This window comes from Candidatus Paceibacterota bacterium, from assembly GCA_035452965.1.
GTDB lineage: Bacteria > Verrucomicrobiota > Verrucomicrobiia > Limisphaerales > UBA8199 > UBA8199.
On record DAOTCE010000001.1, the window covers coordinates 127,003 to 140,804 of the forward strand.

A 13,802-nucleotide genomic window follows, 5' to 3' on the forward strand; every position below is an offset into this window, starting at 1 on the left:
ACATTACTTATGCAAATAGAACATAAGATTCGCGAGTTCATCGTCAAAAACCTCTACTACGACGAGGACAATACCATCGCCGATGAGGACTCATTCCTGGAGACGGGAGTGGTGGACTCGATGGGCGTAATGGAGTTGGTGGCCTTCATCCAATCCGAGTTTGGCGTGGAGGCGGCTCAGAACGAGATTGTGGTCGAGAACTTCGACTCCATTCGCAAACTGGCGGACTTCGTCCGGCGAAAGCTGCCGGCCCAGCCGCCCGCTGCTGGACCTTCGGCGAGCGACAAACAATCCAGCGCGCCCGCCTTGGTGGGCGGATGAGTGGCGGGGCATTCCCTCCCCGCTGTGATTGGATTATGCACGGACACGATAATCAGTTGCTGACGCTGGGCATGGAGTGTCCGCCGGGGTCTGGCTGGACGCCTGGTGGGAAAACCGGCCAGGAGGTCTTGGGGGATGCGCCGGGCACCGTGGAGGACTTGCTCCGTTGCGTGGCGTGCCGAGCGCGACTCTTCCGGGGGGAGGGCGAACTTGTCTGCGCGAATCCAGCCTGCGGAGCCCGTTATCCGATAGTGGACAATCTGCCTGTCCTGATTAACGACGATGAGAGCCTGTTCGCGCGCGAAGATTTCGTCGGCCGGCGGAATACCACTATTGAACTTTCCCGGCCTGGGTTCAAACGCTGGGTGGACAACTTGCTGCCTGTGCTGGGCAGGAATCTGAAAGCCAGGCACAACTATCAGCGCCTGGCGGGACTGCTGTTGGAGCGCACTCGAGAGCCGGTGGTTCTCGTGATTGGCGGCAGCGTTCTTGGCCAGGGCATGGAGGGGTTGGTTTCCCGGCCTGGAATTCGGCTGGTGGAGACCGACGTCACCTTCGGGCCCCGGACACAGATTATTTGTGATGCCAACAGTCTCCCGTTTGATGACAACTTCTTTGACGGTGTTGTCATTCAGGCGGTGCTGCAGTATGTCCCGGACCCGGTCCGATGTGTCCAGGAGATTGAGCGCGTGCTCAAACCGCGGGGACTCGTTTATGCCGAGGTCGCTTTTATGCAGCAGGTGGTGCATGGGCGGTTTGACTTCACGCGTTTCACGCATTTAGGGCTGCGCCGGCTGTTTCGGAGGTTTCGCGAGTTACAGAGTGGTCCGATGGCCGGCCCGGGAATGGCTTTGGCCTGGGCTTGCCATTTCTTCTTGCTAAGCTTTGCGACGAGGAAGTTCGCGCGGGCCCTGATCCACGCCGCCGCCCGGCTCGCATTCTTCTGGCTGAAGTACTTCGATGTCTTCCTGCTCCAAAAGCCGGGGACCTACGACGCGGCTTCGGGGTACTTCTTCCTCGGAGAACTCGCGGGCAGATGCCTGCCGGATCGCCAACTGATCGCGCTCTATCGGGGGGCGCAATGAAGCAAACGGCCTGACGCACGGTCGCCTCGCAAAGCTCAATCGGAGAGATGAATGTAGCTGAGTCTATTCTTGCCAAAGGGGCGGACGCGGCCGACGCGCTTCTGCACCGGGGTGGGGCGATGACATATGCGGCGCTCCGGGAGAAGGTGAGCCGGGTCGCTTGCGGGCTGCTGGATCAAGGGTATAACAAGGGAGATCGGATAGGCGTATTCTCGGAGAACAGCCCTTTCTTCGTCTCCGTTTACCTCGGGATCATGCGCGCCGGCCTGACAGCGGTTCCGTTCCAAACAGAGGTTGGCGCTGGCACGTTTTCGGAGATCGTCTCAGACACTGGCATGCGGGGTGTGTTCGTTTCGAACCGGTTCCGGAATCGTGTGCAGGCATGGGCTGGAGAACTTGGCCTATCGCTCTTGCCCGAGCACTACGGGGATCATGCCTTGGGGGATGGACAAGCAATATTCCCTGAAATAACAGCCTCCCGCGACCTGGCAGCATTGATGTTCACCTCGGGGTCAACCGGTTCGCCGAAGGGGGTAATGGTCACGCACGGCAACATTGAATGCAACACACGGGACATTATCTCCTATATGGGCTTGCAGAACCAGGACCGGGCCATGGTCGTGTTGCCTTTTCATTATTGCTTCGGACTTTCATTGCTGCACACGCATCTGATGGCGGGGGGCTCACTCGTGCTAAACAACGAGTTCAAGCTCTTCCCGGAAGTCGTGCTCATGGAAATGCAGCGCAAGGAGTGCACTGGGTTGGCCGGGGTTCCCTCGACTTACCAAATCCTGCTCCGGCGATCCCGGTTCCGCGAGCTGGCGTTTCCGCGCCTCCGCTGGTTCCAGCAGGCGGGAGGGAAATTGCCCAATGCCTGCATAGAGGAGATCCTCAGTTCATTCCCGCAAGCCAGGTATTTTCTGATGTACGGTCAGACTGAAGGGACGGCGCGATTGAGCTACCTGCCACCAGAACGGCTCGCCGACAAACTGGGTTCGATCGGAACGGGATTGCCATCCACAAGGCTTGAGGTGCTCAAGGCGGATGGAACACCAGTCGCTCCCGGTTCGGACGAGGTTGGCGAGATTGTGGCTGCAGGGGACAACATTGCCCTGGGTTATTGGAACGACCCGGTGGAGACATCAAGGTTCTTCCGGGGCGGCAGGTTGCACACGGGCGACCTCGCGCGCGTGGACGAGGATGGTTTCATCTTCATCGTGGAACGGGAACGGGACATGATCAAGGCGGGCGGCAACCGCATAAGCGCCAAAGAAGTGGAAGAGGTAATCGCCGAACTGCCGGAGGTCATCGAGGTGGCGGTCCTGGGAGCTCCTCACGAGCTGTTGGGGGAGGCTGTCAAGGCATTCGTTGTGCCTGCCCCGGTTTCGCGGATCACGCCGCAGGACGTGGTGGCCCACTGCCAGCGACGGCTGCCTGGTTACAAGGTTCCCGAGGAAGTGTTTTTTCTCAACACGATGATCCACAACGGCTCGGGCAAAGTTCTCAAGCAGGAACTGAGAAGGTTGCTCGAGGACCGCCAGCCTGGAGAGGTTGAAAAAGCCGCCTGAGGCCTGAACCCTGCCCCGCCTGAGTCCTTTCGGATAGAGGCTAATCGGTAAGTGCCGGGTAATTGAGAACACACGAATTCGACACCGTTACAGGAGATTTCTAATGACAAGAGACATGGATATTCAACCACCCACTCAACCATTTGTTTCAATTGTACTGCCCTGCCGCAATGAAGCAGGACATATCGAACCGTGCATACAGTCAATCCTCGCGCAGGATCCGCCGGAGGGGGGGATGGAGATCATTGCCGCGGACGGGATGTCCACCGACGGCACGCGCGAGTATTTAGAAGGCGCGGCGCAACAGCATCCCCAACTGCGCGTGCTCAATAATCCCGGTCGCATCGTTTCAACCGGGTTGAACGCTGCCATCCGGGCGGCGCGCGGCGAGATCATTGTCCGCATGGATGCGCACACAACCTACGCGCCCGATTATGTGAAGCAGTGCATTGCCGTATTGCAGGAAACCGGGGCCGACAATGTCGGCGGGCCGATGCGGTCCCAGGCCCGTACATTCATGGAGAAAGCCATCAGGGCGGTCTTCCACTCTGCCTGGGCGGTTGGCGGCGCCCGGTCACATCTACCGCACTTTGAGGGTTACGTGGATACGGTAATTTATGGCTGCTGGAAGAAGGATGTGTTCGAGCGGGTCGGCCTTTTTGACGAGGACCTTGTCCGCAATCAGGACGACGAGCACAACCTCCGCATCAGGCGGGCGGGCGGCAAGGTCTACCAGTCTCCACGCATTCAGAGCTGGTACCGTGTGCGCGGTTCGTTGTCCGCCCTTTTTCACCAGTATATGCAGTATGGTTACTGGAAGGTTTTGGTGATTCGGAAGCACCATGCGCCGGCGTCCTTTAGACATGTCGTGCCCGGAGCATTTCTTGGAACCCTTGTTCTGGCGGCGGTCCTGTCGGTGTTCTGGGCCCCCGCGCTTTGGGCGGTTGCCGGCTTGAGCCTGTCCTATGTGCTGGCGGCCCTGGGGCTCTCCCTGATCATCGCAGCTCGTTCACAATGGGGTTGCCTGCCGGTTCTGCCGATCGTGATCTGGTGTTTCCACTTCGGGTACGGCTACGGATTTCTGCACGGAATCCTCGACTTCGTGGTGTTCCATAATGCGCCGCAAACACAATTTGTCCGATTGACCCGGGGACGCCATGCCAGCCCCGAGAGTGCTGGTTCCTGAGTCCAAGGGAGCTGTTGTCTGACCCCAATGGAGACGCGCGCGGAAGTTGACCGGCTGAGGCGGGTTTATCGCGGATACACTGCCGGCGGGTATGAGCGCTCCAAGTGGCTGGATGCCAATAAGGGGAACCAGGCGATTCGACACGAACGGGAGCTTGAAACGCGCAAGTTGCTGCAGCAAGCGGGCCTGCTCCCCCTCGGTGACCGGCGCATCCTGGATATAGGCTGCGGCACAGGTGAACAGCTGGCGGTCTTTGCGAATTGGGGCGCCCGGCCGCAAAACCTCTTTGGCGTTGATCTCATGCCAGAGCGAGTCCGCGCCGCGCAACTGAAGTTTCCCCAAATCACCTTTCAATTGGCGAACGCCGAGGCACTGCCGTTTCGAGACGGCTCGTTCAATATCGTTGCCGCGCTGACCGTGTTCACCTCAATCCTGGACCAGCAGATGAGAGGCAATATTTGCAGGGAGATAGAACGTATCCTCGTTCCCGGCGGAGGCGTTCTCTGGTACGATTTCAGAATCAACAATCCTCTCAACCAGCATGTGCGAGGAGTATCCAGGAAACAGATTCAGCGTCTGTTCCCGGATTTTCGCATGACTTTGAAAACCATTTCTTTGTTGCCCCCGCTGGCCAGGCGTCTGGGGCTCCTTACCGACCGCCTTTATGCTCCTCTGCGTTCCCTGCCGTTCCTGAGAACGCATCTGCTGGGGCTCTTGATCAAACCTTGAAGGCCCTTCCCTGGCGGGAGGGCGTTGGATTCCTGCGAGTCGAGTCGCCGCGCATTTTCACACCACCATTGTTTCGCCCATACAAGCGTATGCTCCGAATACCATTCCATAAACCAAGCATCGGCCAGGCTGAGATCGATGAAGTCATTGACTGCCTTAGAACCGGCTGGCTAACCACCGGGCCCAAAGCAAAGAGGTTCGAGGCGGATTTCGCGCGCTACATGCAGCGCCGACAGGCGGTTGCCGTCAACTCGTGCACCGCTGCGCTGCACTTGGCCTTCGAGGCGATTGGCCTGAAGGCCGGCCAAAGGGTCGTCGTCCCGACGATGACGTTCGCGGCCACGGCCGAAGTCGTGCGCTACTTCAATGCGGTCCCGCTGTTTGTGGATTGCCGGCCCGAGGACCTGAACCTGAGCGTCGGCGATGCGGCCGAACGGATCGCGGCCGCCCAAAGCGCCGGCCACGACGTGGCGGCAATTGCACCAGTGCATTATGGAGGTCAGATTGGGGACGTTGCCGGTGTGCGCGCCCTGGCGGCCAAGCACGACCTAACGATCATAGAAGATGCCGCCCACTGCTGTCCTGCGTATTACCGGGATGACGAGAAGTCGGCTTGGAAGACCGTGGGCACGGGAGCCGCGATCACCTGTTTTTCCTTTTACGCCAACAAGACCATCACAACGGGCGAAGGCGGCATGGCGTGCACCGATTCGGAGGATTATGCCGACCGCATGCGGATCATGTCCCTGCACGGAATTTCACGAGACGCCTGGAAGCGCTACACCGCGGAAGGCTCCTGGTATTACGAAATCGTCGCGCCCGGATACAAGTATAACCTGACGGACATCGCGGCCGCGATCGGCTTGCACCAACTGCGAAGGGCGGACTCTTTGCACAAGCAGCGGGTTCAAGCAGCCGAATGGTACACGGCCCTGCTGGCGGACGTGGACGAACTGGTGCTGCCCCAGGTGATGCCGAACCGGATTCACTCCTGGCACCTTTTCCCGGTGCGCCTGAAAGCCAACAGCTGCGAGTATGGCCGTGATGAGATGATTGAGGAGCTGAAGCGGGCCGGGATTGGCACCAGTGTGCATTGGATGCCGCTCCACATGCATCCTTATTATCGTGATACGCTTGGCTGCAAGCCGTCGGACTGCCCTTGCGCCGCGTCCATTTACCCGGAGCTGATCAGCTTGCCTCTTTACCCGGAAATGACCGCCTGCGAGGTGGAATACGTCTGCAGCAGCTTGAAAGAGATCCTGGCCCGATCCCGCGTGGCGATTCCCGGTGTGACGTTCCCCGTCGGACTTGATCGCGCCGCCTGAAATGAACTGCACCGGTTCCAATTCGCCCCAGGAAAGAGGGTCGCCGCACATCGCGTGCGACGGATTTGCAGCCACACCCTTCAGTCATGCGGCCAAGCGTCTCTACGATGTCGTCCTCTCAGGTTGCGGGCTCGTCGTGCTCAGTCCGCTGTTTTTGGTGATTGCGGCGCTGATCAAGATTGCCGATGGCGGTGCCGTCTTTTACCGCCAGTTGCGCGTTGGTCTGCGCGAGCAGCCGTTCTACATCTGGAAGTTTCGGACCATGGTGACGGGGGCTGACCGGAGCGGACCGCTGGTGACGGGCGATGGCGACGCGCGCATTACGTGGATTGGTCGAATCCTGCGAAAGACAAAATTAGATGAGCTGCCCCAGCTTTGGAATGTCCTGAAGGGAGAAATGAGCCTGGTTGGCCCGCGGCCGGAAGTTTCCCGGTACGTCAAGCTGTACACGCCGAAGCAGAGGAAGATATTCAATCTCAAGCCCGGAATAACCGATTTGGCATCCGTCCATTTCCGGAACGAAGAGCTGCTGCTGGAGAAGGCGGACGACCTGGAGGCATTCTACATTCGGCATTGCATTCCGAGAAAGTTGCAGCTCAATCTCGAGTATGCGGGAAAGGCAACCCTGCTGAGTGATACCTGGATCATCGTGCAGACGATCTGTCCCTATTGGATCTGCTTGTTGTCTGTCTATAGTCTTGTGCTGGCGGCCGCCTTCTGGCTGTCCTGCCTGCTCCTCTATGATTTTGCCCTGCCGCCCGTACCGCTCGAGGAATTCGGCGGGACCATGGTGGCAGTAGTGACGGTCCAACTGGGCGCCCTGATTTGGCGCAAGCAGTGCAAAGGTCTAATGAGCTATTTCAGTTTGCCCGAGCTCAGGCAAGTTGCGACTGCGCTCGGGTTTGCCTGCGTGCTGTTGCTTGGTTTGTGGGCACTGGCAGATCGGATCTGGCCGCAGCGAAACCTGGTCCTGGTGGACTCGCTCCTCGCGCTCGGCGCAATTTGTGGCCTTCGGCTCCTGCTTCGATTCTGGCGGGAGAACGCTTCATCGAGGGAGGCTGCGCCGGATGGACCGCCAGTGCGTGTGGGCATCATCGGTGCCGGACGCGCCGGGAGTCAACTGGTTCGCGAATTGATGATCGGAAATCCGTTCGGGCGAACCGTTGTCGCCTTTTTTGATGACGATTGTCAGAAATGGCATAAGCGCATTCACGAAGTCCCGGTCGTCGGCATGCCGGAATGCCTCCTCGATGGCTGGGCGGGCAAAGTGGATGAGGTGGTGATTGCCGCCCCGAATGCGCCGCCCGGCAGGATTCAAGAAATCCACCGCATGCTGCGGGATACCGGCGTGAGAACTTACACCGCGCCGTCGGTGCATGACCTTTGGTTTGGGGGCGAGAGCCGTTTGTCAGGGGAGCTTCAATCATGAAATCTGTGCGCATTTATTTTGTTCTTGCCGCGGCTGCGACCCTGGTGGGCAGTCTCTGGCTCAGCTACCAGCTTCGTTTCGACTTTGCCGTGCCGCCCGAAGTGGAGAGGGTGGCGCTGCTGGCGTCACTTTGGGTGGTCAGCATCAAGCTGTTCGGTCTTTGGCGGTTCCGCCAATTCCAGGTGCTATTGAGATACTTCGGCCTCTCGGATTTCAGCGGCCTGTTCTGGGCTTTGTTTACCACCAGCTTGTTCGTCTATGGCATTTCCTCCCACTTGGGCTGGTCTTACGCGCCGCCACGCAGTGTTGTGGTGGCTGACTTTAGCTTTTCCCTGATTGGCCTGACCGCTCTTCGGTTTGCTCTTCGGCGCGTGCTTGGCGGGCGCACAGCCGCCGAGCAGGACTCGCCGCATCGGCGGGCACGCCGTGCGGGCATCATTGGGGCAGGGTTGGTGGGCACCACTCTGGCACAGGAGTTTGCCAATCGCCGGGAACTCGGGCTGCAGGCGGTCGCTTTCTTCGACGACGACCGCTCCAAATGGGGGCACCGCATTCAAGACACGCTGGTGGTCGGCCCACCCGAGGCCCTGTTGAACGACCAGCACAACCTGGAACTGGAGGAAGTGATCATCGCCATGCCGAACGCATCGGCCACGCGCGTGGCGGAAATCGCCCGCACGCTGCATAAACTGCAGGTTAAGTTCAGCACCGTCCCTACCGCCTATGAGCTCACAACCGGCCGCGCCAGCGTTAGCCAGTTGCGGGCGGTCAACGTTCAGGATTTGCTCGGCCGGGAGCAGGTTCAACTGCGGAATGAGAATGTGCGACACCTCCTGCACGAGCAAGTTGTGATGGTGACGGGCGCCGGCGGCAGCATTGGCAGCGAGCTGTGCCGGCAGATCGCGGCCTATTCTCCGCGCACGTTGCTGCTGGTGGAGCAATCGGAGGTGCAACTGTTTCAGATCGAGCAAAACCTGGTGGAAAGCGGTCACGGCAAGCGAATTGTTCCACTGCTGGCAAATATTCTGGATAGCCGGCGGATGGAGGCCATTTTTCAAATCCATCGCCCGCAGATTGTTTTTCATGCAGCCGCGCACAAGCACGTTCCGATGACGGAGACGCAGCCGGGCGAGGCGCTAAAGAACAACGCGCTGGGCACCCTGAGCCTGGCGGAGGCGTGCGTGGATTACCAGGTGCGCCGCTTTGTCCTGATCTCGAGCGACAAGGCCATTAACCCGACCAATGTCATGGGGGCCACCAAACGGCTGGCCGAAATGTGCGTGCAATCGCTCCATGCCCATTGCCCCGACACGACCCGTTTTATGGCGGTGCGGTTTGGCAACGTGCTGGGGTCGTCGGGCAGCGTCGTCCCGACATTTAACAAGCAGATTGCGGCCGGCGGCCCGGTCACGGTTACCCATCCCGAGGTGATGCGGTATTTCATGACCATCCCGGAAGCGGTGGGCCTGGTGTTGCAGAGCGCCGCGCTGGGGGCGGGCGGAGAGATATTCACGCTGGACATGGGTGAGCCGGTGAAGATCGTTGATCTGGCGCGACAACTGATACGGCTTTCGGGTTTCACGCCGGACAAGGATATCCGGATTGAGTTCACGGGCCTGCGGCCCGGCGAAAAGTTGTTCGAGGAACTCAGCTACCAGGGCGAACATATTGTTCCCACCAGCAACCCGAAGATTATGCGGCTGCTATGCGAACCACCTCCGTTCCAGGAAGTTAAGGATTCAGTCCTCGCTTTGGTCGAGCAGATCGATGTGACAACGGTGGACGAGTTCAAGGGTCTGCTGCAGCAAATTGTGCCCGAGTACCAGCCCCAACTGGGGAAAGCCACTTACCCCAAACACGCTAATGCCGACGCCTTCGCGGGTGCTCGCGGGCGCCATTGCCGCCCCATCGGCGAACCGATCTTCCAACTGGAACAGCGAGAGGCCGCATAGCGCGTTGTGTCGCAAATTCACGAACGTACAGCCTGCCCGTAGCGCAGAATCCAACTTGGCCAGTATCGGCTGGAATCGTCTCACCGGGCCGGCAGGCCCCAGACCTGCCCGGCAAGCCAGGTGCTTCCGACCACACCCGCCGACTATAGCGCAATCCCCAAGCCTGAGGCACCCCACGCCCAAGCCGGATACGGCGATGGGACGGCGCCAATCCGGTGGGACTACGGTGTGGTTCCCATGGGGAGCGATCCCCATGGGATACACACCGGGGCATCACGGGTGTCACAGTGTTGGCACACCGGGGCGGCTATTCGGTCCAGGAACAGGGGACTGTCGCATTGGAATGCGGAATTCAGCCCTTGGAGCACAAAAATCCAGAAATTAAGCACCGTTCGTCCCCCATGCGAGTTCTTGCCGTCACCAATATGTACCCCACCGAGGAATTCCCGGGCAGGGGCGTCTTTGTCCAGGAGCAAATCAAAAGCCTGATTGCGGCAGGTCTCAGCGTGCGTGTGTTGTTCGTTGATCGGCTCCGTGAAGGGCCGTCAGCGTATTACCGGATGGGGATCCGGCTTTCCGGGGCTATTGAGGAGTTCGAGCCGGACTTGATTCACGTCATGTACGGCGGGGTTATGGCGAAACAAGTTGTGCAGCGCCGCTATGCGCCCCCGACGTTGGTCACTTTCCACGGATCCGACTTGCTGGGGGAGAACCTTTCAGGGCGGGTGCGCAAGCTTATCTCGCGATACGGAGTCTGGTGTTCGAAGCGGGCGGCGAAGGCGGCTGACGGCGTCGTCGTGGTCGCGCGGCACCTGTTGCGAGCTCTGCCGCGCTCGGTGCCGGCGGTCAAGGTTCACATCCTCCCGTGCGGCATAGACCTGGGCCGGTTCAAGCCGATGGATTCGTATTCCTGCCGGCGCCAGTTGGGGTGGCGCAGAGACGCGTTCCACGTGGTTTTCGCCTCCAGCAACGGGGACCCGGTGAAGAGACCTGCGCTGGCTCAAGCCGCGTTCAGGCAAACGCTCCGCCAGGGTATCCCCGCAGAACTGCATTACCTGACCGGCGTGCCGAACTCGGCTGTGCCGACATGGCTCAACGCCGGTGATGCATTGCTCTTGACCTCACTCCACGAAGGCTCGCCAACGGTGGTCAAAGAGGCGTTGGGGTGCGGGCTGCCGGTAGTCTCGGTTGACGTCGGGGATGTGGCGGAGCGGATCGAGGAGATCAAAGGCTGTCACTTGGCCCGGCCCGACCCGGCGGACCTGGCCCACAAGCTCTCCCTGGTTTACCACAAGCGACAGCGTTTGGATTGCCGAAGCCGGCTGGAGGATATCTCTGTCTCGAATGTGGCGCGACAGCTGACAGGCGTTTACGAACTGCTTGCCGACAAGGTGCGGTCGCCGGCACTGGCTTTTCCGAACCCCAAACCACGGCCCGGTTTACGGGTGGCAATGCCCGCGCCGCGCCAATCCGCCCGCGCCAGCGTAGCGCATTCGTCTTGACGATGCGTTGCGGCGCTCCTGTCCGCAGGCAGGACGGTAAATCCCCAACCAAAGAAGAAGGCCACCCGTGACCCCGCGAAAGTCTATTTCCGCAGCACCCAGCATCAGGACGCCATACCAGGAGCTTGCCGCGGCGTTGGCCTGGCGACCGCGGGTCTGGCTTGTGACCGGCTCCGCCGGCTTTATTGGCTCGAACCTGCTGGAAGCATTGCTTCGTCTCGATCAGCGCGTTGTCGGCCTGGACAACTTCTCCACCGGCTCGGAGCAGAATCTCAAGGAGGTCCGCGCCGCCATCGGTTCGGCACGTTGGAAGAACTACACCCACATCCGGGGCGACACCCGTGACCCGGAAGCGTGCCGGCAGGGCGTCTCGGGCGTGGACTTTGTGCTACACCAGGCGGCGCTGGGGTCCGTCCCGCGCTCGCTCGCCCACCCCATTGACTCCCATTCCGCCAACGTTACTGGCTTCATCAACATGCTTGTGGCCGCGAAGAATGCGGGTGTTCAGCGCTTCGTTTACGCCTCCAGCAGTTCCGTGTATGGCGATCATCCCGACTTGCCGAAAGTGGAACACAAGATCGGCTGCTGCCTTTCTCCCTACGCCGCCACCAAGTTAATGAATGAGATTTACGCGGCCGTCTTTTCCCGGTGTTACGGCTTGGAAACCATCGGGCTGCGCTACTTCAACGTCTTCGGCCCGCGCCAGGACCCAGCCGGTCCTTACGCGGCGGTCATTCCGAAGTGGATTGCCGCCATGCTCAGGAACGAGCCCGTCTGGATTAACGGGGACGGACAAACAAGCCGTGACTTTTGTTACGTGGCCAACGTGATTCAAGCCAACCTGCTTGCCGCCACTTCGCAAACGCCCGGTGCGCTGAACCAGGTCTACAACATCGCCGTCCATGCGCGCATAACGCTCAATGAGTTGTTCCAGTTGCTCACGGCCAATCTGGCCCCGCACTATCCCGATTTGAAAGGGCTTCGCCCGCACTACCGGGAGTTCCGAGCCGGGGATGTCAAGCACTCTGAAGCCGACATTTCCAAGGCCCGAAGTCTGCTCGGCTACGAGCCCTCCCATACCGTTGAGAAGGGTTTGACAGAGGCCATCGAGTGGTATTGCCGCAAGCTGAAAGCGCCCGCGAAGCGCCGGATTACGGAACCGGCGATGCCGTTCGCATTGAAGAAGGCTGCCTGACGAACGGGCCGCTCGGAGACTGGGAGCAACGCCAAGAGGACAAGCCGAGAGTTCGAGGGGTCACGCCGGATGGGCAATGGCCTGGCCGGCGACGGCAACCATGCGGCAGGCTTCGGCGGGGGTGGTGCAGTAAGGAGGCATAAGGACGATCACATTGCCGATGGGACGAGACAGCACACCGTGCCGAGCCATGGCTTCACAAACGCGGATGCCGGCACGGTCCCGGAGGTCGAACGGTTCGCGCGTGCGCCAGTCTCGGACTAGCTCGATGCCGACAATCAACCCAACCTGGCGGATGTCACCAACGTGCGGGTAACGCCACAGGGTCTTGAGTTCGTCCCGGAGAGTCTTTGCAAGCCGCCAGCGGGCAAGGAGCGAGATGGTGGTGTGCAGGATTTCCAGGCTGGCCAGGGCTGCCGCTGCGCCGAGTTGGTTGGCGGTGAAACTGTGCCCGTGGAAGAAGGTCTTGAAATCCTCGTATTCGCCGAGGAATGCGTCGAATACCTCCTGGGTGGTGAGGGTCGCCGCCATCGGCAGGTAACCACTGGTCAGGCCCTTTGCGACGGCCATGAAGTCGGGCCGGACCCCTTCCTGTTGGCAGGCGAAGAGAGGAAGGGTAAGCGGCTTGGTGCGAACTGATTTCCCGGGACGTCCGAACTCGCGCGAATGCTCCCCCCCCACCCGGGGAGAAGTCCGGCCGAAACCGGTCATGACCTCGTCGGCAATGAGCAGCGCACCGTGGCCGCGGGCGATCTCGGCGGCGCGGCGCAGCCAGCCAGCCGGTTGAGGGATCATCCCCGCGGCGCCCTGGATGAGCGGTTCGAAAACGAAGCCGGCGTAGGGGTTGCCACACCGCTTCTGGGCGGTGAACCTGCGCTCCAATACGTCCAGGCATTCCCAGCTGCACTTGCGGTAATCGCGGGCGTCGGCGCGGTCCGGCCGGGCGCGGTTGAACGGACACCGGTAGCAGTAGGGCGCCATGACCTTGTCGGTCTTAAAGAGCAGCCCGGCGTAGGCTTTGTGGAACAAGTCAACGTGGCCCAGGGACACCGCGCCAATAGTGTCACCGTGGTAAGCTCCGTTAAGGGCAAGAAACCTGGGTTTCCGGCTGCGCCCGGTGCGGCGAGCGTATTCGTAGGCGAGCTTGAGCGCTGCTTCCATGGCGGTTGAGCCGTCATCGGAATAGAAGACCTTGCGCAGCGGAGACGGGGCCGCAGCAACCAGTTCTTCACCCAGCAGGGAGGCTGGCTCATTGGCGAAGCCCAGGGCGGAGCTATGGGCGATCTTGTTCAACTGACGGCGGATAGCGGCGTTGATCTGGGGATGGTTGTGGCCGTGCAGGTTGGTCCAAATGGAGGAGTTGGCATCGAGGTATTCGCGCCCATATGCGTCGCGCAATCGGGCGCCCTGACCTCCCACGATGAGAACAGGCTCGTGCTTAAGCCAGTCGCGCATCTGGGTGAATGGATGCCAGAGGTAGCGGTGATCCAGTTTGGCAAGGGGGTGCATG

The 13,802-nt window shown here is 60.4% G+C and carries 11 protein-coding genes and 1 pseudogene; 11 read left to right on the top strand and 1 reads right to left on the bottom strand.

From position 1 onward, the window contains the following. Window positions 1–9 precede the first annotated feature (9 nt). From P5205_00480 to P5205_00530, 11 genes and pseudogenes are all read left to right on the top strand, one after another. Window positions 10–321 (top strand): acyl carrier protein, encoded by a 312-nt coding sequence (locus P5205_00480; protein ID HSA08827.1) that lies wholly within the window; start codon window positions 10–12, stop codon window positions 319–321. 35 nt (window positions 322–356) lie between these two features. Beyond that, the gene (locus P5205_00485) at window positions 357–1,406 is read left to right on the top strand and encodes a methyltransferase domain-containing protein (GenBank protein HSA08828.1); all 1,050 of its coding nucleotides are present in this window, start codon (window positions 357–359) and stop codon (window positions 1,404–1,406) included. A gap of 47 nt (window positions 1,407–1,453) precedes the next feature. Then, the gene (locus P5205_00490) at window positions 1,454–2,974 is read left to right on the top strand and encodes an AMP-binding protein (protein HSA08829.1); all 1,521 of its coding nucleotides are present in this window, start codon (window positions 1,454–1,456) and stop codon (window positions 2,972–2,974) included. Window positions 2,975–3,089: 115 nt separating this feature from the next. Further along, window positions 3,090–4,160, top strand: a complete 1,071-nt coding sequence (locus P5205_00495; GenBank protein HSA08830.1) for a glycosyltransferase family 2 protein — start codon at window positions 3,090–3,092, stop codon at window positions 4,158–4,160. A gap of 27 nt (window positions 4,161–4,187) precedes the next feature. Beyond that, window positions 4,188–4,889, top strand: coding sequence for a class I SAM-dependent methyltransferase (locus tag P5205_00500; GenBank protein ID HSA08831.1), 702 nt, complete (start codon window positions 4,188–4,190; stop codon window positions 4,887–4,889). A gap of 89 nt (window positions 4,890–4,978) precedes the next feature. After that, a complete protein-coding gene (locus P5205_00505; GenBank protein ID HSA08832.1) occupies window positions 4,979–6,214 on the top strand; it encodes a DegT/DnrJ/EryC1/StrS family aminotransferase in 1,236 nt (411 codons plus the stop codon). A 49-nt stretch (window positions 6,215–6,263) separates the two neighbouring features. After that, window positions 6,264–6,875 (top strand): annotated as a pseudogene (locus tag P5205_00510) (sugar transferase). Window positions 6,876–7,064: 189 nt separating this feature from the next. Further along, a complete protein-coding gene (locus P5205_00515; GenBank protein HSA08833.1) occupies window positions 7,065–7,643 on the top strand; it encodes a hypothetical protein in 579 nt (192 codons plus the stop codon). Between the two features lie 5 nt (window positions 7,644–7,648). Further along, window positions 7,649–9,595: a nucleoside-diphosphate sugar epimerase/dehydratase gene (locus tag P5205_00520; protein HSA08834.1), complete on the top strand. Its 1,947-nt coding sequence runs from the start codon at window positions 7,649–7,651 to the stop codon at window positions 9,593–9,595. A gap of 401 nt (window positions 9,596–9,996) precedes the next feature. Beyond that, the gene (locus tag P5205_00525) at window positions 9,997–11,097 is read left to right on the top strand and encodes a glycosyltransferase (protein HSA08835.1); all 1,101 of its coding nucleotides are present in this window, start codon (window positions 9,997–9,999) and stop codon (window positions 11,095–11,097) included. Window positions 11,098–11,260: 163 nt separating this feature from the next. Beyond that, entirely contained in the window at window positions 11,261–12,292 is a 1,032-nt protein-coding gene (locus tag P5205_00530) for an SDR family oxidoreductase (GenBank protein ID HSA08836.1), read from the top strand. A gap of 60 nt (window positions 12,293–12,352) precedes the next feature. Here P5205_00530 and P5205_00535 read toward each other — a convergent pair whose 3' ends face one another. After that, window positions 12,353–13,801 (bottom strand): aminotransferase class III-fold pyridoxal phosphate-dependent enzyme, encoded by a 1,449-nt coding sequence (locus P5205_00535; GenBank protein HSA08837.1) that lies wholly within the window; start codon window positions 13,799–13,801, stop codon window positions 12,353–12,355. Window position 13,802 lies beyond the last annotated feature (1 nt).